This is a genomic window from Methanobrevibacter sp. UBA212, from assembly GCF_905233225.1.
GTDB lineage: Archaea > Methanobacteriota > Methanobacteria > Methanobacteriales > Methanobacteriaceae > Methanocatella.
On sequence record NZ_CAJODJ010000027.1, the window covers coordinates 1 to 24,981 of the forward strand.

A 24,981-nucleotide genomic window follows, 5' to 3' on the forward strand; every position below is an offset into this window, starting at 1 on the left:
GGCGCCATTAGATTTTACAACGGCAACCATTTCAAAACATATACCGTGACAAATTGTAATTTCACCAATAACACAGCAAAACAACAGGGCGGCGCCCTTCAATTTGAATATAACGGTAACGTGACAAACTGCACATTTACCAATAACAAAGCAGCCAAAAATGGAGGTGCAATTTTCATCTACCAGGGAAATACTGAAATAACAGGATGTAACTTCACTTATAACAGTCTAAACTCAACTGGTTATGGTGGAGCAGTTTACTTTGAAACTTCAGGCAAAGTTGAAAATTGTAATTTTATTAAAAACACTGCTTTACTTGAGGGCACTCCTAGATCTGCGGGCGGTGCTATTTATTTCAAATCTGGTGCTGAGAGCTATGTGACAAATTGTAATTTCACAGGCAACATTGCAGATATTGGTGGCGCAGTTAATTTTGAGTATAAAAGTCATTTAACCAATTGTAATTTTGTTAACAATACCGCTGGACATTCAGGCGCTGCAGTTTGCATCGATGCCACAATCGGAGAAATTTCAAACTGTACTTTCATTAATAATAAAGCCGACGGCCCAGGCGGAGCACTTTATATCGATAATAATGCCGAATTCACAAACTGTAAATTTATCAATAACACCGCATACAATGGAGGCGCAATTCAATTTATGGGAGAAGGAAAAGTAACCGACTGTACTTTTAGCAATAACANGGCGCCATTAGATTTTACAACGGCAACCATTTCAAAACATATACCGTGACAAATTGTAATTTCACCAATAACACAGCAAAACAACAGGGCGGCGCCCTTTACTTTGAATATAACGGTAACGTGACAAACTGCATATTTACCAATAACAAAGCAACCAATAATGGAGGTGCAGCTTACTTTAGAACCGATGGTGAAGTAAACGATTGTACTTTTGTCAATAACAATGCAACCTCCAGTGGAGGTGCACTTTACTTCTTAACTAATGGCCCTATAGCAAATTGTAATTTTACTGGCAATACTGCAATTAATGGTGGTGCAGTTTTCTTTAGCAGTAATGGTGATGTGACAAATTGTAATTTTGTCAATAACTCTGCTGGCCAGGGCGGTGCTCTTTACTTTATAACAACTGGCAGCATAGGAAATTGTAATTTCACAGGCAATACTGCTGATGTAGGTGGTGCAATTAAATTTTCAAGCACTAATGCTATAGAAAATTGTAATTTCACTGATAACTCTGCTCTATATGGCGGTGCAGTTTTCTTTAGCAGTAATGGTACTGTAGCAAATTGTAAATTCACCGGCAATGATGCAAATACCGGCTCTGCAATTTACTTCTATAACGATGAATCTGTCAAGAGCATTGTTTCCAATTCATATTTCTTAAACAATAGGGCAAATGTAGATGATGACCCATTTATTTTAAATCTGACTGGGAACAATGCTGAAATCATATTCATTGGTCGGAACAATCTTATAAATGCAATTTATTCCAATAATGATTGTGACGTTAGTTTTAGCAATGTGACTTACTGGGGTGCAAGGGGCATTACAAATACAGACATTGCCGCTCCAGTCAAATCCACTAGGCAAGCCGGTCAAAACATAACCGTTAAAGCTATTGCAAATGGCAATCTTTTAAATATGGTCATCATCACAGATGAAGAGGGTAAGATTGTTATAAAAGATGTTGAGGATTATCTGATTATTGTTCGCCACGATGAGGATTCCTATTACACAGAAGCTGAAGAAATATTTAAAAACATGCAATTCCATGTAAATGTTACCTCCCAGACAACCCATAACAAGACTGTTAACATCACTGCTGAATCAAACATTCCAAATGAGATTGTAGAAGGCAGATTAGTATTTATATTGTCAGGAGGCATTGAAATCAATGCAACTTATGCTTCCAACGGCACTTGGTGGGCAGTATATACTTTTGATAATTACACTGAATACAATATCAATGCATCATTTACCGGATTAGACAATACCACTGTCAACAATGCAACCGTTAACATCACTAAAGCTGATTCAACAATAAATCTGGACAATATTACTTTGAATTATGGCGATTCAATAAACCTCACTATAACAACTGAAGGTGCAATTGAAATTACTGCAGATATCAATGGCAATAATGTTCCAGTCATTAATAAGTTCACAATTCCTATTTCAGGGTTAGATGCTGGAAATTACACATTAACAGTGACAGCACACCCCGATGAGGACCATAATCCCGTAACTAAAATCGCTACAATTACTGTAAATAAATTAGCCACAGAAATTATTCTAACTAATGAAACTCTTGATTTGAAAGCAAAGGATATCTTCATTGACTTTGCTGCTTTAACTCCTGCTGATGCGGGCGCATTAAATTATACTTCAAGCAATGATGATATTGTTAAAATAGAGAATGGCAAAATTATTGCTGTTGAAGCAGGCAAAGCTACAATCACAGTTAGTTTCGCAGGCAACGATAACTATATGGCCTCCGAAAGTAAGAACATTACTGTTACTGTAACTACACTAGACGCCAGCGTTAGAGTCATACAAACAGAATACCTATTAACTATTGGTGATGAAACATATATTATTGCAAACACTGATCCTAAAGGTTTAGTGATTGATTATGCAACTGATGATACAAATATTGTCTCTGTTGATGATTATGGCCACATTACTGCACTTGGCAATGGTACAGCCACCATTTTCGTTAGTGTTGGAGATAACCGTGTCTATAAATATGATGTTGTCAATGTTACTGTTAGCGTGAAAATACCTACCGAAATTATTCTTGCTAATGAAACTCTTGATTTGAAAGCAAATGACAAATATCATATTTTGGCAAATTTAACTCCTGCTGATGCAGGCAATTTAACTTTCACTTCAAGTGATACAACTGTTGTGACTGTTGATGATGAAGGCAATGTTGAAGCCATTGGTGGCGGCAAGGCTACCATCACCATTAGTTTCGCCGGCAATGACAATTATACTGCCGCTAAAGATGCCTTTGTGACAGTGACTGTGTCCAAACTGGATACTCCAATTGATGTTAATGTCAGTGTTGACGATAATGATGTGGTCATTACTGCTGAAGTCGACAGTTACGCAAATGGCCTTGTAGAGTTCAATATTAGCGGCAAGACCGTTTATGTTGCTGTTAATGAGGGCAAGGCCGTTTATGATATTGTTTTACCTACCGGTGATTACAATGTTGATGCAACCTATCTTGGCGATTCCAAATTCAATGCAAACAGAACATCCAAAGCATTCACAGTGAAAGACCACGTTAAACAGAACACCATCCTTGTTCCCAATGTGGTTGTGGACAGCAACAACGTGACAATTACTGTTGCCGTTAATGAGAATGCTACCGGATTCATTAAATTTGACATTAATGGCAATGAATTGTTTGCAGAAGTTAATGGCGGAAAAGCCGTATTAAACACCATTCTTCCTGTTGGAAATTACACAGTATCTGTTGCATACCTGGGTGATGATGAGTTTAATGAAAACACAACCATGGTTTCATTTTCAGTGGCAGGCCATGAGAGTGCTGATGTAAACGTTACCATTCCAAGCGACATTCCTGTTGGGGACAATGTAACTGTTAAAGTTGACATCCCTGATGCCACAGGCAATGTGACTGTTTATGTTGGCGGTGAGGAATATGTTGCACAGCTGGTCAACGGATCTGCCAATGTAGGAATACCTGGATTGTCAAGCGGCAACCATACTGTTGTTGTTGAATACACAGGCGATGACAAGTACGCGCCATTTACCAAACCGTTTACATTAAACATTCCTAAGACAGATATTCCTGAAGATGAGTTAAAAGTAAATGAAACTCTCCCTATTGGTGGCAAAACACCAGCAATTACAATAAAATTGCCTGAAGACGCTACAGGTTATGTGCTGGTCAGTGTAAATGGTTATGAGTACCATATTGATGTCAATAACGGAACAGCAAACATTACCCTGCCTGCCCTCAGTTATGGAAAACACGATGCGAAAGTAACCTATCCTGGCGATGGCAGATATAATTCAGTAATCAAAAACATTACTATTAATGTTCCTGAGCCTAATGTAACGGCTAATGATGTTGTAATCAGGTATTCCGACAACGGCCCGTATAGGATACATGTGGCTGTTGACGGCAAGGCTGTTTCTGGCCAATATGTGACAATCAATTTCAACGGAAAAACATACAAACAGCTGACAAACAGTAATGGAGATGTGCTCTTTAAGATACCTGCCATAAAACCTAACACATATACTATTACAGCAAAATACAATGACGTTTCCATATCTAAAAAGATAAAGATTTCAAATATCATTGTAGTCAAAACCAAAAAGATCAAGAAATCCTCCAAAAAGGTCAAAATCAAGGTTAAATTAATGACTGTTAAAAACAAGTATCTCAAATCCAAGAAATTAACCTTGAAAATCAACGGCAAAAACATCAAGGCTAAAACCAACAGGAAAGGTGTTGCAGTTTTCAAACTCAAAAAGAGCATTGTCAAAAAACTTAAGGCGGGCAAGAGATACAAAGTCAAGGTTTCATTCGGAAAAGATGCCGTAACCAAAAAAATCAAAATTCGAAGATAGAGATTTTCCACTCTATCACCCTTCTTTTTTTAAGTGAAAAAATGAACTGTTCTAATTACTGTTGATCTTTCTTATTTTACATTTTTATGTCCCGTTAATAATTTTTAGAGCCTATCTAGAACAAATACCCGATGTTGCAAAAACTAGGATGAAATGTTTGTAAATGATGTGAAAATCAGAAAAAAGCAAAAACGATAATGACTAATTTAGTATTAGCGGATTATTCACTAAAAAAAAGAAAAAACAAGTAACTGGCCGAAGCCCGGTTACTTGACTGTGATTTTAACTTTCTTGGTGACTTTGTTGTAGTAATTGTTTCCTGCAAACTTGACTGTTGCCTTGTATGTTCCCCTTTTTTTCAGGTTTTTGATTTTAAAGACCGCCTTACCTTTCTTGTTGGTTTTTGCATTATAGGTTTTACCCTTAATCTTTAAGGTGATTTTGACACTTTTGATTGCCTTTCCATTGGCTTTCAATGTGACAGTGTATTTTTTGACTTTTTTAGCCTTTTTGAACTTTATATTTTTAGCAGCAAGCTTTGTCTTTTCCTTGTTGATTGTTATTTTAACTGTTCTTGAAACAGTCACATAATTTAAATCGCCAAATTCGATCAAAAGATTCTTATTGCCTGCTTTTGCTGTTTTTAGGATTTTAGCAGTTAAAGTGATTGTTGCAATACCGTTAACATCAGTAGCTGCAGATCCAATGTTTTTGCCATTTAATGTGAATGTTACCATTTTACCGGGGATGAGCTTGCCATTTGTATCTTTAAGTACAACACCATATTTTCCATCATAGTTAATGACATATGCCGCATTCTTGGCTTCAATTGTTGCATTTTGCTTTAAAACAACAAAATCAGCACTTTGTGTAGGATTAGTGTAGTTTACTCCATTATCATAACTGGCAACACAACTGTATGAACCTGCATTTAAGTTAGAAATTGTGAAATTTGCAGTTCCATTTTTAACATCGGCAGTTTGATTTTTACCATTGACACTAATTGATACAACGCCTCCATTTAATGGATTGTGATTATCTTTTTCAACAATTGCGATAATTTCTACAGTTTCACCATATACGGCAGAATCTGTAATGTTCAGGGTTAAATATGCAACATAGAACGGACCAAGATTTTCAGGATTAACATTTTCCAATATGAATGCCCCATCTCCATTTATAGCAATGTTGTTTGTTGCGGAAGTTGCAACATTATCCCTAAATTCTGAATTGGCGATTTTGGTGTTTTCCACATCAGCATTCACATTTATTGCTCCGCCGTTCTTTCTTGCAGTATTGCTGATGAAACCGGTGCGATTGATTAAACTACCTCGACTTCTACAAAGTCGAGGTAGTTCAATTACACTAACAGCAACAGCAGTTGAATTTTCAGCGTAAACACCATCACCTCCAACTTTAACAGTAATGGTGGCAGTACCTTCACATTTAGCAGTTACTTTACCATTATCATCAACACTTACAACATCAGAATTATCAGGAACAAAAGTTACGTTCAAACCGGCAGGAACAGGAGTAGCAACAATAGTGAAAGTCTCACCAATCATTAAAATTCTTGAAAAGAAAAAAAGAAAAAGAGTTAAAAAACCCTATAATTTTTTGAAGTTAAGCAAAGCTGACAATCCCCATCTGAAGATCATGACGCCGGTCGCTCCGCCTTTCATGGAATATTTTGCATCCTTAAAGAGTGCCTTGTATGATAACTTTTTGATGTTTGAATCTGATTTATAGCTTTGCAAACCGGTCCATATCTGGGCGCCCTTGGATTTTTTCACAAAAGCCTTGGTGGTCTTTTTAATCCATTTATCGCCCGCATGATAATTTCCTTTGTAAACCATCGGAACAATTACATCCAGATGCTTGGACATTGTGGAAATGTCCTGAGCGTAATAATGTTTCATGCCGTTCGGTTCAGGCATTACTGCCGAAGATATTATGATTCCCGGCCGCACATCCCTAATGGAGGAACTTGCTTTTTCTATAAAGTAATTGACAGCCTTGACTGCATTTTTATATTTATATGCATTTCCCGGAAATCTGGTATAGTCGAAGTGTATTCCGTCAACCTCTTTGAACTTGGCATAATATTTGGATTTCTTGATTACCTTATTCATTTGTTTATAGTTAAAATGGCCTTTTTTATTGCAGGGAAGAACATATCCTCCATTATAGAATGCGCAAATCCACATGTGAACTTTCATTCCATACTTATGCGCCTTTTTAATCCATTTTAAAACCGCTTTTTTTCCATGCTTCTTAAAGACTGTGTGAAGAAGGAATATGTGTTTTGTTCCTTTCTTGGCAAGCTTTTTAAGGTTAACTTTCTTCATATCCCACTGGTTAACCCAATAGCCGTGTCCCTTATCCAATTTGGATTTGACAACTATTTTGGTTGTGCCGGATGATGCCACATATTGTCCAGTTGCAGAGAAATAATAATAAATAAGGTTTTCCCCTTTTTTAAGGGACAGATAAAACTTTGCAATACCATTGGAATTGGTTTTTGCACTGTAGGTTTTGCCGTTCACCTTGATTTTAACGGTCTTTCCGGAAATAGGATTGCCATAAACGTCAACCAATCTCAGATGGAAAACTGACTTGACACCCTCACAGTGATTGTTGGTTTTATCAATGAGATTTAAGGAAGTCTTGATATCTGATTTTACGGTAATTGTTAAAGTTCCATTGGATGAGGTGTAATTGTCATCCCCCTCAAAGAAATAGGAAACCCAATATGTTCCAGTCACCAGCTTAAAATCGAAAATCGCTTCTCCTTTTGAATCTGTTGTTTTATTATACTTTACATTATCCAAAATTATTGTAATCGGTTTATCTGCTAAAGCACTCCCATTGGAAGTCAGCTTAACCGTAAAAGTATCCTTATAATCAGTATAAGATGTTTTATCACTAGCAGAAATCTCTGTTGAGGACTTATTCCCTTCATCAGAGATTGGAGTATTCTCCACCGAGGATAACTCATCAAAATCCTCATCAACTGCAGTTAAATTATCACAAGTGACATTTTCACTTGCCGATATTACAGAAACAGATAAAAATAATGTTAAAAGAATAATAAAACTGAATATTATTCTATTTTTCATGTATTCACATCCTTTTAATAAATTATATTTTTCGAGTATTTAAAGGTTGTGCTACATGAATTTGTCTTCAAAATCCATTAAAGTGGCCAAAAGGAAATGATCCAGGCAGTCTACTGTTTCATCATAGATATCGTCAGGCACATCCCAATATGCAGATGCTATGCTGCCTGCAATTGCCGCCTGCGTATCTGCATCACCTCCAAGAGAAATGGCATTTCTGATGGTGTCTTCAAAGTCTTTGGCTTCCAAAAAGCATATAATGGACTCCGGGACACTTCCCTTACAGGATATGTCAAATTCATAGCTTGGTCGAATCTCATCAAGGGATTGGGACAGATTATAATCATATCTCAATTCAACATGGTCCCTGATTTCATCCTTGCTTGCGCCGACTCTTGCAAGATAGATTGCATCGGATGTTGCTAGCGCACCTATTACCCCATCCGCATGGTTGTGGGTAACGATAGCTGAAGTTTTGGCCAACTCCTGAGCTTCCTCCAGAGAATCTGCTACCCATGCACAGGGTGAAACCCGCATAGCAGACCCGTTTGCCCAGCTTCCGTAAGGTGCTGGAGATTCCTGTTTGAGCCAGTGATAAAACCTGCCCCCATAACCTGCATTCGGATACCTCTTTCCAAAATATTTAAGATTTTTAATCAATACCTCCTTGGAAGTCTTGTCTTCACATAACCATTTTGCAATAGCCAGTGTCATTACGGTATCGTCCGTAAATTGAGAATAATAGCTAAACAGATTAAATTCCTTTGTCTTGATGGGTCTGTGCTCATAAACGGACCCAATCACATCTCCACTAATTGCACCAATAATTCCTTTCATGACTATAGATTTGATTTTAATATATTAATAAGATATTGTCATCCTATTGGAAAATTGTTTTAAGTATGTAAAATTGATTTCACTTCCCAATATTTACTTGAGCCGAAAATATTGCTTCTATCTTGTCAACTTGCTCTTGAATCAAAGCAAAAATGTATATAATATGAGATTAAAACCTAATTGTGATAATACCAGCTATTATCAGAAAAACAAAGAAATTTCTATACTGTATTTTCTCCAAGTCATAGAAAATTCATTTCCTTGATAAGATAATTCAAACATGTTACTTTGCTATATAGAAATTTCGACTGCTTAAAAAACAAGCATAAAAACTGTATTAATACCGAAAAATGATTCCGGAGAAATCTGGAATCATTAAAAAATTAACTAATTTTTCGAATTAAACCCTAAAACAACCTTATTAATCTTTATATTTTTCAAAAAACATTTGAGTATTACTCCCAGTCAATCGGAGTAATATTTACTTGAAAAAAATTAAAAGCTTATTTAGTAGTAATGCAATATACAATCATAGTGATTAAAATGAGCTGTTGGAAGTATTGGCCAAAAATCGAAGAAATTGCAAATAAACTAGAAAATTACGGTATCGACTCTTTAAATGACATGTCTTCCCTAAATGATGTTGATTTAGGTGAAATAACCAAATTATTGGATGAAATTGAGGTTATTGCACATGATGAAACAATAGATTTTGATTCGGCGAAACATATTCTGGACGATGAGAAAATGAATAACGCCCTAAAACTGATCAGGAAATTCTATTTATACATCGGTGCCAGACTGGAAACAAGCAACGCAATGGAGATAATCAAATCCGATGACCCAAAGGCAACCCTTGACACATTTCACTTCTATGAAAGATATCAGGGTTTGCTTACCAATGAATCCAAACTTGCCCACTGGCATGACGACAAGACCTTCGTTTTTGTAGGAAGCGGCCCTCTGCCGTTGACACTGATACTCTTTAGGGAAAAATTCGGATGCAAATGCATAGGCATTGAAATACAAGAGGAAGTGGCTGAACTGTCCAGGGAAGTTATCAAAAAATTAGGCCTTGATGACGGCATAGAAATCCTGGTCGGGGACGAAACACTGCTCAAGGACATTGACTTTGACATCCTGATGGTTGCAGCATTTGCCGAACCTAAAGAACGGGTATTTGCAAACGTCTGGGAAATTGTTGATGAAAAAACACCAGTTCTAGTCAGAACATACAGCGGTATGAGAGCAATCCTTTATGCCCCATTAACTGACACAATCCTTAGAGGATTCCACAAAGAGATAATGCTGCTCCCAATAGGAAATTCAAACAATACAAGCGTATTGCTTAGAAAAGTAATCTGAAAATTTTTTAAAAAAAAAAGTAAAAAATGAGAGAATTAAGCACTTCTCTCAAGAACAAAATCTGCAATGTCAACAAGTACCTGTTTAGATGAAGAATCGTCCAATATTTCAAGTACTTCTTTTGCTTTCATCACAGATTCTTGTGCCAAATTGCGAGCATATTCAATGGCCCCACAATTTGTTAAAATTTCAATCGCTTCATCTATCTCATCTTGAGAATTATTGTCGGCTTTTAAGATTTCAAGTAACCTGTCATCATCAGCACTGGCCAGACCATTGATAGCGATAATGGTCATCTTGCCTTTGCCGATATCGGATCCGATCGGTTTTCCTAATGTTTCCTCATCGGAAGCAAGGTCAAGATAATCATCCTGAATCTGGAAAGCAAGTCCAATCAAGCGACCATATTCATATAACGCATCAGTCACTTCACTGTCTGCTCCGCCCATGATGGCTCCAGCTTTAGTGGCAGCTGCAATCAGTGCACCGGTCTTTTTGAAAATCATTTCCATGTATTCATCTTCAGTTACATCGAATCTTTCTTCAAATCCCATGTCCAATGCCTGACCTTCACAGATTTTAACGCATGCATCGGCAACTGTTGCCAAAGCCTTGTTGTTTTGCTCGGAACTTGTTCCCTTAGAACAGATGATGATTTCAAATGCCTTGGAGAATAATGTGTCTCCTGCAAGAATTGCAACATCATCTCCCCATACCTTGTGGACAGATGGCATTCCCCTTCTCATATCATCCTGGTCCATGATGTCATCATGAATTAATGAAAATGTGTGAATCAATTCGATGGCGGCCGCTGTTTTAAGAGCAGATTCGCGTTTTCCGCCAACGGCTTCAGCAGTAATCAATGTTAAAGCAGGCCTTAACATTTTTCCTCCGGCACGAGTCAGGTAAACTGATGCCTCAGCCAAATTATCTGGAGTTATAGTGGCTAATTCTTCCTCAATTGTTTTTGTAATGTCTGTTGAATAATTTCCAAGTACCTCTTTTACATCACTCATAAATAATCCCTCTTTAACTTCTAAAAACTTGTGCTTGAGCATTTCTCAGAATATGGATATCGTATCCGATTCTGTAACCTTCCTCTTCAGCAAGCTCAGCATAAGCCGCAAGCATTGATAAGTCTCCGTGCGCAGGTATGATATGCTGTGGTTTTAACATACGCAAGAATTCCCTGTGGTCTTCTCTTCCAGCGTGCCCGGAAACGTGAGCATTAGGATAAATTCTTGCACCTTTTACCTTCAATCTCCTTTCCATAATGTGCCTGTTGGCTGCATTGGTCGGGTTTGGAATAATTGGTGCTGAAATAATAACATTGTCTCCTTTTTTGATGTTGAAAGGAGTTCTTCCATTGGCAATTCTTGGAAGCAATGCGTCAGGTTCTCCCTGGTGACCTGTAGTTACAAGCAAGTAGTTTGCACGGTCTTCATCAGCTTTCATCAAAGCCTTATTGACTGCCTTTGGAGATCCGTAAATGCTGGCATTTTCAGGCAATTTGAGGATTCCCAATTTCTGTGCAATACCGCAGAACCTCTCCATTGAACGACCCAGGAAAAATATTTCCCTGTGACTCTTTTTGGCAATATCGGCAATTGCCTGTACACGTTCAACGTGAGATGAAAATGTTGTGACAATCATACCGGTCTTTTCATACAATGGTCCCCTCATCACATCTTCCAATATGTTTTTTGCAATTCTTTCTGAATGGGTTTTTACCTCATCAAAGTTTTTGGCATTTGTTGTTTCAACTATTAATGCAAGGACTCCTTTTTTACCCAATTCTTTTAATCTCTTGTAATCAGGTGGTGGAGATACCTTCTGATGGTTATCAAATTTAAAATCAAGTGCATATACAATGACTCCCTCAGGAGTATGCAATACCGGAAATACCGCTTGAGGAATACTGTGTGTTGACTGTACAAATTCCAATGTGATGTCCTTTGAAAGCTTTACTTTGCTTCCAGGGTTCAGGACCTTGATTGGATTTGATACCTTGAATTTACGTTCCCCTTTAATCTGTTTTTCTATCAAAGCAGCAGTATATGGTGTTCCGATTAATGGTGCATCATATCTGTGTGCAAGTTTAGCGACTGCACCTATGTGGTCCAAATGACCGTGGGAGAATACTATTCCCTTTACTTTACCGTCAACATCCTTCATCAATGTATCGTCCGGAATAACTCCCCTTTCAATCAAATCTAAACTGTGCATTCTGTCGATATCAGTGTCCTCGTGCATGCTTATCCTGTCTAGGTGAATTCCCATATCAAAAATAACAACATCATCACCTATGCGGACAGCAGTCATGTTTTTCCCGACTTCCTGATATCCCCCTATAGCGATTACTTCTACGCTCATGTTTCATCTCCTTGAATAAATCTTTGTGTTAATACCTCTTTCATTTAGCCATTCCCTTGTTTTTCCACGAATGACCAAATTAGATTGTTTCAATTCTTCAATATTATTTGCTCCAACTAAAAACATAGCAATTCTTAGTGAGTCATTAAATCTATTAATAAATGTGTTTAAAGCTTCCTGAGAAGCAGAATTCTTTAAAAATGGCAATGCCATACCAACAGCATCAGCTCCAAGAGCAATAGCCTTTGCAGCTTCAAGACCTGTGCGTATACCTCCTGATGAAATAACCGGAACATCAACTGCATTTGTAACTTCCACTGTGGAAATTGCAGTAGGGATTCCCCAGTCCCAGAATATCTCTCCAAGATATCTGTCATCTGCCCTGTATGTTTCAACAGCTGCCCAACTAGTTCCTCCAGCACCTTCAATGTCAATGAAATCCACACCCGCTTCAACTAATGTTTTAGCTGATTCGGCGGAAATTCCACAACCTGTTTCCTTCGCAAGAACAGGAATATCGACTGTGTCGGTAATCTTTTCAATCAAATCAGTATATCCCCTTGCATCCAAATCGCCTTCAGGCTGTATTGATTCCTGAAGAGGGTTTAAATGGATTGCCAGGATATCTGCATCCAATATTTCAACCGCTTTTTGAGCCAAATTAAGTTGAGGAGCTCCAATATTTCCAACAAGCAAACAGTCAGGCGCATTTTCACGGACAACACTGTAAGTGTCTTCAAGTTCAGGGTGTTCGCAAGCTGCCCTTTGAGAGCCGACACCTAAAGCAATACCATTGTTTTCAGCGGCAATTGCCAATTGCCTGTTAACTTCTTTTGCTGCAGGATGGCCTCCTGTAATAGCTGTAATAAATAAAGGTGAGTCTAATTTCTTGCCGAAAACGGAAGTTGACAAATCAATTTCATTCTTATCGATTTCCGGCAAAACATTATGGATCAGTTCTATATCTTCAAATCCTGTAGTTTTGTCCTTAAACTCAACATCATAATTTTCACAAATTAATAAATGCTCCAATTTTCTATCTGAAATCATGTGTTAATTTCCCCTTGAAATTATTGTTCCTTTAACTGGCTTATTTTCCAATACCTTGAAAATATTGTCTTCGACTTCAGCATTTATTATTTTAGATTCAATTCCTAAATCTGCTAAATATAAAAGTTCCTTAATTTTTCCAACCATACCACCGGTTACATCAACATTGGTTGTTCCCTCCAGGGTATCCAAATCTTCAAGTGATGTGAACTTGTCAAAAAATACCGCATCATCATGTGTTTTAGGATTCTTATTGTAAACCCCATCAACATCGGTTCCTAAAATGACCTGATCTGGAGTGAGGTTTTTGGCCAAGTACTGGATTAGCTGGTCTCCTGAAATAACGCAAAATTCCAATTCATTATCCAATACCACATCCCCGTATATTACAGGAATGAAACCTTTTTTGAGATAATTTTTAAACACATCTAGATTTCCGTCAGTTATCCTCTTGTTTGTGGCAGTTACGAAAGCTGATGCAGGAACTGCAATAACGGGCAGACCCTCTGCAATGAATGCTTCGCAGATAAACATGTTCAATTTTTTGACTTCATTTTGAATTTCACAAAAACCCAATCTCTTTTGAGGATAGAGTGACTTGTCGAATTCCTCTCCAATTCTATGTTTCTTTGCCGGAGGATGTCCAAAAGAACCTGCACCATGAACGATGACAAGCTGCTTGGATGACACATCCATAGAAGCCTTGATTTCAGATGCAATTCTTTTAAGGCTCAATGCATCGACTTCACTTTCCTTGGAGTCCTTGTTTGTTAAAATGCTGCCACCAATCTTTAAAATAATCATGGAATCACTTATAAACCCTTGAAGAAACTCCCTTTCGAGTAAATCTAATCTTTAAAATGTTATCATCACGGTCAATAGCTTTAGCCACTTCCTCCACTTTGCCCGGGCAAAGAGCAATGATGCTGCCCCCTCCACCGGCACCAGTTGTTTTAGCTCCGATGGCTCCGGCTTCCCTTGCATTATATACCATACGAGACAATTCCAAAGTGTTTACACCTAAAGTATCTAAAAATCCATGATTAATGTTCATCAATTCGCCAATTTTAGCGAAATCTCTTTTTAAAATAGCCTGTTTTGCATAATTGGTAAGGTTACCCATTGAAGTAATGACCGGATTGATAATTTTCGGATTTCTGTCCTTACGGTTTTTGACATCCTTAACCATTTTTCCGGTGTTTCCGTGCTTGGTGGTATAACCTACAACAAACGGAACATTAAAATTAACGTTAAAGTGTTCAACCTTTTTGTTTCTTGACAAATAGACAAGCCCTCCATAAGTAGAAACTAACGTGTCCAACGGACTTGCAACTCCCTGAACTGCCTGCTCAACCATGTGAGCATCATGGGCAAGGGACTGTTTGTTAAAACGAATATTATGATATCTGTATAATGCAGCAAGGGTGGCTACTGTTACTGCTGCGGATGATCCAAGACCTGAACCAATAGGGACATTGGAATTCAGGGTAATGTCGATTGGAGTATGGTCGTGTACTCGATAAAGAGACTCTAAAATATATCTGATAATACCTGGTTTTCCCTTAAGCAAAACATATTTTTTATATCGTGTAAGTAATTCAGCTTCAAAACCAATGTCAGGAGCTCTGAAAATTGTAACATCATCTTCAGACGGTTTAATAGTGACATAAGCTCTTTTATTGACTGCTCCCGCTATAGCAGGTTCGCCATAAACTACAGAATGCTCACCAAATAATATTGTTTTTGCCGGAGCAGAGGCTTTAGCTATCATAGATACACCTTATTTAAAAATACCTGAAGCATAACCAACAACCGATGTGAAATCCCCAGTGACATCACCGCTAGTTCCATAAGCCAATATCTGACTGGTATTCTTATCACAGCTTTTGGAAATAGACATTGTGACCATTACCGGAGCATAACCACACATAGTAATGTTATACTGGACAACTTCCTCAAAAAGTTTGAATTCATTCATTTCCTCAATATCCTCAAGGACGAATCCGTCAACCTTGTTTGCTTTCTCTTGATTGTTGAAATGAGACAAGTCCGTACTTGCAATAACACAATAGGATCTGTTCAATTTATTTGCAGCTTCAAGGATTGCCTTAGACAAATCAGCTGAAGTGACAAAATCCTGCTTTCCCATTGTGATTGGAACTATCTTGAAATCGGATGAGAAATATTGTAGGAATGGCAGCTGAACTTCAATGCTGTGTTCACGAATATGGGCTGTGAAATCCGCAGAGGCAATGTCTGAAAACTCAATGATGCTGTCTGCAAACTCATTATCAACACACACATTTCCCAAAGGCGTAATCCATTCGCCCTCGTTGAATACAGATATTTCACTACCAAATCCAGTATGGTTAGGACTTATAATAATAAAAACTTCAGGAAAACCATTCTTAACGATTTCACAATAGCCGTGAGAGGCTATCGGACCAGAATATTGATAACCTGCATGAGGAACCATAACATTGATAGGGTACTCTTTACCGTCGAATGATTCGAGATTCGGAATGTAACCAACACCTGAATCATCCAAAAAGCAACTTTCAATAAGTTCTTTCAATCTATCCGGATCATTTGGATAAAACGCTCCGGCTACAGCAGGTTGTCTTAACATCTAACTCACTTAAAATTTAAGTTCGAATTCAGTTGAATCAATATCAAGGTCACCGTCTTCTGGGATGTCTCCTCTTTCTCTTAAGATTTGTCTTGCAAGTAACCAGTAAACTAAAGCGATAGCTTTTCTACCTTTGTTGTTTACAGGTACGGCAATATCAACAAAACTGAGTAAGTTTTCAGTATCACATAATGCAACAACTGGAATACCGTTTTGTTTGGATTCTAAAATCGCTTGTGCGTCTGACCTTGGGTCAGTTACAACAATGATTTTTGGTTCAATGAATTTAGCATAATTTGGGTTTGTTAAGGTACCTGGGATGAATCTGCCAGGAATGGTTTTAGCGCCGGTTAATTCACCGAATTTTTTAACAGGAGCCTGACCGTATTGACGGGTAGCTACTACTAAAATGTCTTCAGGGTCGTATTTTGCTAATAATTTTGCGATTTGTCTGATTCTTTCATCAGTTTTTTGAATATCCAATACGTATAAACCGTCAGATCTTACTCTGAATATGTATTTTTCCATGTCACTAGTTTTTTGCTGGGTACCGATGTGTAAACCAGCTGCTAAATAATTATCTAAGTCTATTAAAAGTTCTTCATTTACCATTTTTTCACCTACAATTTAAAAGTCATCTTCAATTTTAATACATTCGTTAGGACAAACGTCCATACATACTTCACAATAACTGCAATCTTCAGGATTGTTTATTGTAATTTTATCTCCTTCAAGGACCAATATTTCCATTGGGCAAACGTCAGCGCATTCAGCGCAGTCTGCACCATCACATTTATCGTAATCAAGAATTACTTTTGACATAATCTCTCTCCTCTAATTTTTAAATTTGCCCATTCTTGAATTTGGAAGTTTTTCTTCTATACGGATAAGCTCATTCAGTTTAGCTATCCTTTCCCCACCGATGGCTCCGGTCTTAATCATTGGTGAATTGAAACCGACAGCAAGATGAGCAATAGTGTCATCAGTGGTTTCGCCGGAACGGTGTGAAACGACTGGCACAATACCGTTTTCCTTTGCCAATTTAACAGTGGCATGGGTTTCGGATAATGAACCGATCTGATTTGGCTTGATAATGATTGCATTAGCCGCATTCATTTCAATGCCTTTAGCTAAAAGCTCTTTATTGGTTGTGAACAAATCATCTCCGCAAATGAGACATTTGTCTCCAACCTTGGAAGTTAATTGAGCAAATCCTTCAAAGTCGGATTCGTCAAATGGGTCTTCTACATAAAACATTTTGTAAGTATCAATGATTTCCTTTACGAAATCGATTTGATCTCCGGTATCCCTTTTGATACCATCATGAGCATAAACATATTTCTGCTCATTTGCATCCCACATCTCGGATGCTGCCATATCCAAAGCGGGCCTGATTTCAATACCGATCTCATCACCGACTTCCTCACATGCCTGAGCTTGAATTTCCAAAGCATCTGCGTTAGTGATGTTAGGTACCCATCCGCCTTCATCTCCTTTTCCACAAGTGAAATTGGAGTCTTTAGATTGGATCAGTTCTTTTAATTTTTTGTGAATAGAAGCATTTGCAAAAATTCCGTCAACCATATTGGTGGCTCCGATAGGAACGACCAGGAATTCTTGAATATCAGGAGCATTAATGCCTGCATGAGCACCACCGTTCATCATATTGCCTAATGGATACGGCAATTCATTTGTGAAATTACCTCCAATGTACTGGTAAAGCGGCATGTTATATGATGATGCGGCAGCCTTAGCTACAGCCATGGAAATAGCAACGGTAGTGTTGCCTCCAATAGCGGCCAAATTATCAGTGCCGTCAATCTCTTTCAATACTTCGTCAATAGTAGCGACATCACATGCATCCATTCCAATAAGTTCAGAAGCAATCAAGTCTTCCATTTCACTTACTACAATGTCAACCCCTCCTTCGGGGAATGATACCACTTCTCTTGAACCTGTACTTGCTCCACTTGGTGCAGCTGCCCTTCCAAAACCACTCCAGGTAATCACATCTACCTCAATAGTCGGATTGCCTCTGCTGTCCAGAATCTTTCGGACTTGGACGTCTTCTATTATACTATTCAAAAAAACACCTCAGTGTCATTCAATTTATTACCAATCAACCCATATTCTGAAAAAATTAGTAAGTTTCTTTACAGGTTTCAATTGGTATTTACTATTTTTTTTAAATAATTGGAGAAAAATAGATAGAATCTATTCATCTCTAATAACATCTAATGGTAAAACTCCAGCTTTGAGTTCTTCGTAAGCTATGTCAATTGGATCTAAGGAATCGGGAATATCTACAAGAGGCTTTGCACCCATAGATATTTGAATCGCTCTAGCTCCAAGAATTCTAGCTCTTTCAAACCTTGTTAATTTTTTTTCAACATCCATGAATATTACTTCCATTTTTTAGGCATTTTACCAAGATTATATTTTAAAAAATATCCCTACAATAGTTTATTCCCAGGTTTCAACATGGGAAATCAACATTCTTCTACAACAGTATCTAGTTAAACCTAAATCATCTAAAACATCTTTAGATTTTTCACCAGCTGCTACTCTTTTGTTATATTCATCAAAGTAAGCTGATACAGGTTTTCCACAACTTAAGCATCTTATAGGAATCATTTATATCATCTTTTAAATTTAAATAAAATATAAAGGTACAGAATTTATCTGTAACTTTTTTGTTTACGTGCTCTTGCTCCAGGACCACCGTATTTTTTAGGTTCGGAACGTCTTGGGTCACCTACTAACATGGTTCTGTCGTAGTGAATGAATCTTTCTTTTAAATCCATATCTTGAGACCATTGTACGAGTCCTTTAGCAATTACCATACGTGCAGCTTCAGCTTGACCCATTACTCCACCACCAATAACATGGATATTGATATCCACTTCGTTAGCTAAGTCTCCAGCTAAGGTTAATGGTTCTTGTAATTTCAAGTTAGCAAGCTCAGGAGAATAGAGTTCTAAAGGAACTTTGTTAATTCTAACTTTACCGGTTCCTTCACGAACAGTACCTCTTGCGATAGCTGTTTTACGTTTTCCACTAGTATGAATAACTTTAACCATAATAACACCTACTTATCTAAAAGGTAGCTCCTAAAAGTTTGGAGATTTCTCCTAATTCGATACCTTTTTTAAGATTTTTGTATTCTGCTTCAGGAACTGCTGTGAGTTCAGCGTCAGCATATTCAGCAGGTACGCCAACGAAAGCTTTTAAACCTTTGTATGCTGTTTTACCTTTGGATTTTTTGAAAGGTAACATTCCTCTTACAGTTCTTCTGAATATATCATCCGGCCTTCTAGGATATTTTGGACCTAAGTCACGAGGGTTGGAAATACTTGCCCTGTCAACTCTTTGCTTGTATTTAGCATAAGCCCATTCCTTGTTACCGGTTAACATAATTTTTTCAGCATTGAGAATTACTACTTCTTCGCCTTCTAAAAGATTTTTACTAGTTACACTAGCTAATCTTCCTAAAACGCATCCATTACCATCAATAATTATCATAACACACATCCCCTATTCCATAATCCTTATGTTTGATCCTTTAGGATTACTTTCCATAATTTCGTCAATTGAGATGCATTCTCCACCAGCACTTTCGATTTTTTCCTGTGCTTTAGCTGAGAATTTTAATGCTACAACATCTACTTTGTTTTCTAAATCACCATTTGATAAAACTTTACCTGGTACTAAAACAGTTTCACCAGCTTCAGCATGTCTTGCAATATCAGACAAATTTACTTCAGCGGTTCTTCTATTAGACCTTTCAAGTCTTTGTGCAACATCTCTCCAAATAGCTGCATCTTCACTTCTTGATTGTTCATAAAGTTTATTAATAAGTTCAATAAGGTTAGGATTTGTTTTTATTACTTTCTTAACCATTATTTACTTCCTCCTTCTTCACTAAATCTGATAAACTTATCTGCTTTTTCACCTAATACGTCACATGCTTTTAATAAAACTTCTTTAGGAGGCATAGCTCCATCAGTTTCAATTCTAAATATAAAATCATTTGGTTTGAATCCCACATTAATGTAACCATTGTCAGAAGCCCTTACACAGCTTTTACACATGGCACAGTTTTCCACACCTATTAAAGGACTGTTTTCATGTTCTTCAACAATTTTGATTTTTTTAGATCTTCTATCTGATTTCAAGATACCTCTAGGACATGCTTGAGCACAATCGTAGTCGATTTCAACATCATCATTGAAAGTTATTTCAGGATATTGCTTGTATGCGCATACGGTTGTTGGCATCCATTTTGCATGTTCTTTTCCATAGCCCACTTTAGCTACTGCTTCAATGTTGAGTTCTTCTCCATCTTTGAGTTTTACTAAAGGTATAGTGTCGTATACTGGTTTAATTTTTGAGTCTGAAGATATTAAATCCTTAGAATAAACAACTTTAGGTCCCACCTCATTTAAATGAAACATTATTCCGTTAGTATACTCACCCCAATCATCATCTTCTGGTAATGACAATCCTTCAAGAGCATCTAAATCGGAAACTAAAGGAGTTAAACCAAGTCTGTGAGCAAGTACCTCATTAAACATTGCAGAATCATTTCTGATAATATTTACATCTTCGATAGCTATTTTTGGAACGTTGACCATTGCAACCCTTCTAATAGCATTTATAAAAGGTACTTCTGCATCGCGAACGATGAAAACCATTTCATCATCGCTTTGACTTCTTACTTCTATCTCCATATTAAACCCTTCCGCTTAAACTCTTCTTCCTCTTTTACCACCAGGTCTTCCAGTACCGTCGTGAGGAATAGGAGTAATATCTTCGATTTTTCCTATTTTAATTCCAGCTCTTGCTAAAGCACGAATAGTTGCTTGTGCACCAGGTCCTGGACTTCTAGGTCCATTTCCACCAGGAGCTCTTACTTTAATGTGTAATCCAACAAATCCTTTTTCTTTAGCATCATCAGCTATTCTAGTTGCTGCAGCCATTGCTGCGAATGGTGAAGCTTGTTGTCTGTCAGCACGTACAACTTTTCCACCAGACCATTGAGAAATAGTCTCAGCACCAGTAATATCTGTTACAGTAATAATAGTGTTATTGAATGATGAGTAAATATTAGCTATACCCCATTTTTCATCTTTTGCCATAGTTACACCCTTTATTCTTCTGTATTAGCTTTATTTTCTTTACCTTTGTTGTACTCTTCAATTTGTTTTGCTACAGGTGAAGAGCGGTAAAATCCAATTGCATCTTCTTGACCGTCTAATACTACATAACTTGGTGAATTGATTTTTTTACCATTTAAAGCTATGTGACCATGTACAACAAACATTCTTGCTTCTTTAGGAGTACGAGCTAAACCTTTTTTGTACACAATAGTTTGTAATCTTCTTCTTAAGATATCTTCCACATTTAAATCTAAGATATCTTCGAGAGCTGCACCTTCTGGCAAAACACCGGTTCTAGCTAAGTGTCCTAATAATTCTAATTTTTCCTTAACCATCTGATCAGCACCGAAACCAAGTAAGTACCTTGCTTCCCTACTGTATCTTCTGACTAAAGTATCAGCTTTCCAAATTTCTTTTTTGTTTTTAAGACCGTATTTAGTCATTAATTTATTTTCATTTTTAATTCTTTCCGCATTCCAAGGATGTGGTGGTGTATTATACTTTTTCCTTGATTTTCTAGGTTGTCCCATTAAAACATCTCCTTATAAAATTGAATTTTAATAATTTGATTTATAAAAAAAGCTCTTGCCTATCCTCTTGAACGTTTTACACCAACAGTAGAACTTTTTCTGAAAGTAGACTTGGTTCTTTGACCTCTAACAGGTAAACCAACTTCATGTCTTCTACCTTTGTAGCTTCTGGTCTTTTTCATTCTGTTCAAATCATCCCTTAAAGTCATGTCAAGATCTGATTCGATTAAGTGAATGTTTTCACCAGTTTCATAGTCTTCTCTTCTGTTTAACATCCAAGCTGGAATGCCGAAGTCGAGAGGGTTTTCTAAAATTTCTTCAATTTTTAAAACATCTTCGTCAGCAATGTATCCGATTTTAGCTTCTAAATCTAAGTCTAAAACACGGCACATAGTTTTAGATAAAGAGATTCCAACACCTTTGATTTCAGTTAAAGCTTGTTCAATGGTTTTATTACCACTAACGTCCTTTCTTGAAATACGGACTAAATGTTTGAATTCGTCTTCCATTAAATAACCTCCATTTATAGAGCGAACCTACGAGACGTAAAATATAGATTCGAATGTTTTGAATTTCAAAACACAGTTTTTTCAACAGTTATAAACTTAGCGTATTCGCTAAGAGTGCAATAAATATCAGTTTAACAAGTATTTTTATTAATTAATATCAAAAAAATATAGTTAAAAACTAATAAACGCCGAGACTGGGATTTGAACCCAGGAGGGCTGAACGCCCACGAGATTTCCAGTCTCGCGCCTTACCAGGCTAGACTATCTCGGCATTAAAATAGTTAGCAATACTTGTACATCATATTGTCTAGAATAATATGATATAATAATATATTTACATTACCCTATATAAAGGTTTGCTTAAATGTAGGATTTTTGAAAAAAATAAGTCCCACACATATAATTTAAAATTCATAGTTAATAAATGGCAAAGTATATTTTAATCTATAATTATAATATTATTTGGTGATAAAATGGATATGTTACTAACAGTAGTACTTATAATTTGTCTGATTATAATCATTGTAACAATAGTGCACATGTACAACAATCTGGTTGGACTCAGAAACCGTGTGAAAAACAGTTTAGCACAAATTGACGTTCAGCTAAAAAGAAGAAACGATTTAATACCTAATCTTGTAGAGACCGTAAAAGGCTATGCAGGACATGAAAAGGGTGTTTTGGAAGAAGTGACAAAAGCAAGAACCGGAGTCATGAATGCAACAACAGTTGAAGAAACAAGCGCCGCAGATAACCATCTTACCGGCGCTTTAAAAACATTGTTTGCAGTTGCTGAAAACTATCCTGACTTAAAAGCCAACAGCAATTTCCAACAATTGCAGTCTGAGTTAAGCGATACCGAAGACAAGATAGCTTACGCAAGGCAATTCTACAATGACGTTGTCCTAAAATACAACAACACCTGTCAGCAGTTCCCAAGCAATATGATGGCAAAATTATTCAGATTTAAGGAAGAAGCATTCTTCGAAGCACCTGAAAGTGAAAGAGAAGTGCCTGAAGTTAAATTCTAAGGGGAGATTATATGAATGTTAAAAAAACATTCTGTATAATCTTACTTGTTTTAATTTTATTTTCAGCAATCACAGTCGTATCGGCGGATGATGATCGAAGCTATTCAATTACTCAGGCATTCATAAACTTAACAGTTGAAAATAATGGTCTGCTCCATGTGGATGAGCAGTATGATTATACATTTGACGGAAAATTCAATGGGGTTTACAGGGACATACCCCTGAAATCCGGAGAAAGCATAGAAAATATCAAAGTGCATGTCGACGGCGCATATGCCAAATTTACGCAAAGCGATGAGGACGGAAAGAAACATCTGAAAATCTATCTATACTCCAACAAGGAACATACCCAAGGAATCCGAGATTGTGACGTGTCAGTTTACATCACTTACGATATGAAAAATGTAGTCACTCTTTTCAATGATGTCGGAGGCCTTCAATACAAGCTCTGGGGAGACGAATGGGACGTCGGCGTTGACAAACTTCATGCAACAGTCAAGCTGCCTGGAGACAAGGATAACGAATACTTCCTAAATCCTCAGGAATACAACATCACAAGCGACTTAAAGAAAGACACAATAACCGCTGAAACCAAATCCATTCCAAAAGGGGAATTCTATGAACTGCTTGTTATGATGCCAATAGGGGATTTCCACAATGCAACCAATGCAAAGCATGTAAATCAGGACGGTCGAGAACTAATAAAGAAAAACCTGGATGACAGCATCGGCAGCAGGAACTTCTGGAACACCACATATCTTGTTCTGGGATTATTGTCATTATTAAGTCCAATCGGCGCAATATTAACATATCTGAAATACGGAAGGGAACCTAAAGTGGCCTATGACGGAATCTATGAAAGGGACCTGCCAACAGATGACCCTCCGGAAATGGTCAATGCATTGGTTGAAAATAAAAAGGACCTTGGAACACCAGATATAAAAGGATTTGAAGCTTCAATAATGAATCTGATTGACAGAAAGGTATTCAAATTATTTACCCAAACCAATGCAGACATTGAAACCAATGAGCTGATTTTAACATTCAACCATGACAAGAAAAATGAGTTGAGTTCAAGCGAAAAGATCGTATTTGAAACATTGGAGCATTTTGCCTATGACAATGCATTGAATCTGACAAAATTGAACGGACGATTGTCCTCAGAATACGAGGCAAAGTGGTTCATGGAACAGATCAACATATGGAAAGAGGAAGTTGAAAACAGCTTTGACAAGTCACAATACTTCAACGATACCGGTTCCACAATCATGAGCGCAATCAGCATTATGGGCCTTGTCTTTGGAGCAATAATAGCCATTCTTGGATTTATAACCCGTCTGCACAATGGAATTTATGCACTTGGGGCAGGAATATTCCTGATAATATTTTCAATAGCTCTGCTTCGTCTTGACGAAGACATCTTTGGAAGATGGACTGAAAACGGCAGGACCTACTATCTCAAATGGAACAACTTGAAGAAGTTCTTAAAAGACAACAGTTTAATTCAAGAACACCCTCCGGAATCAATAGTCATTTGGAAGAAGTACCTGATTTATGGTGCGGCTCTTGGAGTAGCAGACAAGGTCTATAAATCCATGAAACTGCAAGTGCCAAATATCGCGGATTATGATGACGGCATATTCTGGTATCACTATTACGGAGGATACGGCATAATGTACCATGCATATGATACAAGTTACACAACTACCCACACCTCATCAGACTCCGGAGGCTTCGGCGGCTTCGGAGGAGGATCAGGTGGTGGAGGTGGAGGAGCTTTCTAG

General features: G+C 37.4%; 26 protein-coding genes and 1 tRNA gene. 5 read left to right on the top strand and 22 right to left on the bottom strand.

All coding sequences use genetic code 11. The annotated features are described in order from the left end of the window. Window positions 1-753 (top strand): right-handed parallel beta-helix repeat-containing protein (locus QZ138_RS07890; RefSeq protein WP_342765673.1); only part of this gene is annotated, 753 nt, incomplete at its 5' end. Then, on the top strand, window positions 750-4,595 hold the full coding sequence (locus QZ138_RS07895) for an Ig-like domain repeat protein (protein WP_292888357.1): 3,846 nt from the start codon (window positions 750-752) through the stop codon (window positions 4,593-4,595). The genes QZ138_RS07890 and QZ138_RS07895, both read left to right, overlap by 4 nt. A gap of 266 nt (window positions 4,596-4,861) precedes the next feature. Here the strand turns inward: QZ138_RS07895 and QZ138_RS07900 are convergent, their stop codons facing one another. The 3 genes from QZ138_RS07900 to QZ138_RS07910 are packed head-to-tail and all read right to left on the bottom strand — an operon-like array spanning window position 4,862 to window position 8,551. Further along, entirely contained in the window at window positions 4,862-6,160 is a 1,299-nt protein-coding gene (locus QZ138_RS07900) for an Ig-like domain repeat protein (RefSeq protein ID WP_292888359.1), read from the bottom strand. A 42-nt stretch (window positions 6,161-6,202) separates the two neighbouring features. Continuing rightward, entirely contained in the window at window positions 6,203-7,714 is a 1,512-nt protein-coding gene (locus QZ138_RS07905) for a putative glycoside hydrolase (RefSeq protein ID WP_292888361.1), read from the bottom strand. Window positions 7,715-7,765: 51 nt separating this feature from the next. After that, entirely contained in the window at window positions 7,766-8,551 is a 786-nt protein-coding gene (locus QZ138_RS07910) for an ADP-ribosylglycohydrolase family protein (RefSeq protein WP_292888363.1), read from the bottom strand. Window positions 8,552-9,094: 543 nt separating this feature from the next. Here QZ138_RS07910 and QZ138_RS07915 point away from each other — a divergent pair. Further along, the gene (locus tag QZ138_RS07915; protein WP_292888366.1) at window positions 9,095-9,916 is read left to right on the top strand and encodes a nicotianamine synthase family protein; all 822 of its coding nucleotides are present in this window, start codon (window positions 9,095-9,097) and stop codon (window positions 9,914-9,916) included. 35 nt (window positions 9,917-9,951) lie between these two features. Here QZ138_RS07915 and idsA read toward each other — a convergent pair whose 3' ends face one another. From idsA to QZ138_RS08010, 19 genes are all read right to left on the bottom strand, one after another. Beyond that, the gene (gene idsA / locus QZ138_RS07920; protein ID WP_292604258.1) at window positions 9,952-10,932 is read right to left on the bottom strand and encodes a short chain isoprenyl diphosphate synthase IdsA; all 981 of its coding nucleotides are present in this window, start codon (window positions 10,930-10,932) and stop codon (window positions 9,952-9,954) included. A gap of 13 nt (window positions 10,933-10,945) precedes the next feature. Then, the gene (locus QZ138_RS07925) at window positions 10,946-12,289 is read right to left on the bottom strand and encodes an RNase J family beta-CASP ribonuclease (RefSeq protein ID WP_292888369.1); all 1,344 of its coding nucleotides are present in this window, start codon (window positions 12,287-12,289) and stop codon (window positions 10,946-10,948) included. A gap of 3 nt (window positions 12,290-12,292) precedes the next feature. Continuing rightward, complete coding sequence (gene fni, locus QZ138_RS07930) at window positions 12,293-13,339, bottom strand: type 2 isopentenyl-diphosphate Delta-isomerase (protein ID WP_292888372.1); 1,047 nt, start codon at window positions 13,337-13,339, stop codon at window positions 12,293-12,295. Window positions 13,340-13,342: 3 nt separating this feature from the next. Beyond that, window positions 13,343-14,143 carry an isopentenyl phosphate kinase gene (locus QZ138_RS07935; RefSeq protein WP_292888374.1) on the bottom strand — a complete coding sequence of 267 codons (801 nt, stop codon included), beginning with the start codon at window positions 14,141-14,143 and terminating at the stop codon, window positions 13,343-13,345. 4 nt (window positions 14,144-14,147) lie between these two features. Further along, complete coding sequence (mvk, locus tag QZ138_RS07940; protein ID WP_292888377.1) at window positions 14,148-15,110, bottom strand: mevalonate kinase; 963 nt, start codon at window positions 15,108-15,110, stop codon at window positions 14,148-14,150. A 9-nt stretch (window positions 15,111-15,119) separates the two neighbouring features. After that, window positions 15,120-15,968: an MEMO1 family protein gene (locus QZ138_RS07945; protein WP_292888380.1), complete on the bottom strand. Its 849-nt coding sequence runs from the start codon at window positions 15,966-15,968 to the stop codon at window positions 15,120-15,122. A gap of 9 nt (window positions 15,969-15,977) precedes the next feature. Beyond that, a complete protein-coding gene (rpsB, locus tag QZ138_RS07950; RefSeq protein WP_292888383.1) occupies window positions 15,978-16,580 on the bottom strand; it encodes a 30S ribosomal protein S2 in 603 nt (200 codons plus the stop codon). A 15-nt stretch (window positions 16,581-16,595) separates the two neighbouring features. Then, on the bottom strand, window positions 16,596-16,790 hold the full coding sequence (locus QZ138_RS07955; protein WP_292888386.1) for a 4Fe-4S binding protein: 195 nt from the start codon (window positions 16,788-16,790) through the stop codon (window positions 16,596-16,598). 12 nt (window positions 16,791-16,802) lie between these two features. After that, on the bottom strand, window positions 16,803-18,053 hold the full coding sequence (gene eno, locus QZ138_RS07960; protein WP_292888388.1) for a phosphopyruvate hydratase: 1,251 nt from the start codon (window positions 18,051-18,053) through the stop codon (window positions 16,803-16,805). Window positions 18,054-18,182: 129 nt separating this feature from the next. After that, a complete protein-coding gene (locus QZ138_RS07965; protein WP_292888391.1) occupies window positions 18,183-18,380 on the bottom strand; it encodes a DNA-directed RNA polymerase subunit K in 198 nt (65 codons plus the stop codon). A gap of 51 nt (window positions 18,381-18,431) precedes the next feature. Continuing rightward, window positions 18,432-18,602 (bottom strand): DNA-directed RNA polymerase subunit N, encoded by a 171-nt coding sequence (locus tag QZ138_RS07970; RefSeq protein ID WP_042694539.1) that lies wholly within the window; start codon window positions 18,600-18,602, stop codon window positions 18,432-18,434. Window positions 18,603-18,646: 44 nt separating this feature from the next. Beyond that, a complete protein-coding gene (locus QZ138_RS07975; RefSeq protein ID WP_292888394.1) occupies window positions 18,647-19,048 on the bottom strand; it encodes a 30S ribosomal protein S9 in 402 nt (133 codons plus the stop codon). 16 nt (window positions 19,049-19,064) lie between these two features. Next, window positions 19,065-19,487, bottom strand: a complete 423-nt coding sequence (locus tag QZ138_RS07980; protein ID WP_292888437.1) for a 50S ribosomal protein L13 — start codon at window positions 19,485-19,487, stop codon at window positions 19,065-19,067. A gap of 15 nt (window positions 19,488-19,502) precedes the next feature. Continuing rightward, window positions 19,503-19,868, bottom strand: coding sequence for a 50S ribosomal protein L18e (locus tag QZ138_RS07985; protein WP_292888397.1), 366 nt, complete (start codon window positions 19,866-19,868; stop codon window positions 19,503-19,505). Next, window positions 19,868-20,698, bottom strand: a complete 831-nt coding sequence (locus tag QZ138_RS07990) for a DNA-directed RNA polymerase subunit D (protein WP_292604231.1) — start codon at window positions 20,696-20,698, stop codon at window positions 19,868-19,870. Before QZ138_RS07990 ends, QZ138_RS07985 begins: the two co-directional genes overlap by 1 nt. A gap of 15 nt (window positions 20,699-20,713) precedes the next feature. Then, window positions 20,714-21,106, bottom strand: a complete 393-nt coding sequence (locus tag QZ138_RS07995) for a 30S ribosomal protein S11 (protein WP_069574667.1) — start codon at window positions 21,104-21,106, stop codon at window positions 20,714-20,716. Between the two features lie 11 nt (window positions 21,107-21,117). Then, complete coding sequence (locus QZ138_RS08000; protein WP_292604230.1) at window positions 21,118-21,657, bottom strand: 30S ribosomal protein S4; 540 nt, start codon at window positions 21,655-21,657, stop codon at window positions 21,118-21,120. A gap of 59 nt (window positions 21,658-21,716) precedes the next feature. Beyond that, window positions 21,717-22,166 carry a 30S ribosomal protein S13 gene (locus tag QZ138_RS08005; protein WP_292888400.1) on the bottom strand — a complete coding sequence of 150 codons (450 nt, stop codon included), beginning with the start codon at window positions 22,164-22,166 and terminating at the stop codon, window positions 21,717-21,719. Between the two features lie 186 nt (window positions 22,167-22,352). Next, window positions 22,353-22,437: transfer RNA gene (locus tag QZ138_RS08010), tRNA-Ser, on the bottom strand. A 202-nt stretch (window positions 22,438-22,639) separates the two neighbouring features. Here QZ138_RS08010 and QZ138_RS08015 point away from each other — a divergent pair. Both QZ138_RS08015 and QZ138_RS08020 read left to right on the top strand, forming a co-directional pair. Next, window positions 22,640-23,197, top strand: a complete 558-nt coding sequence (locus tag QZ138_RS08015; protein ID WP_292888403.1) for a LemA family protein — start codon at window positions 22,640-22,642, stop codon at window positions 23,195-23,197. 11 nt (window positions 23,198-23,208) lie between these two features. Then, entirely contained in the window at window positions 23,209-24,981 is a 1,773-nt protein-coding gene (locus QZ138_RS08020; protein WP_292888405.1) for a DUF2207 domain-containing protein, read from the top strand.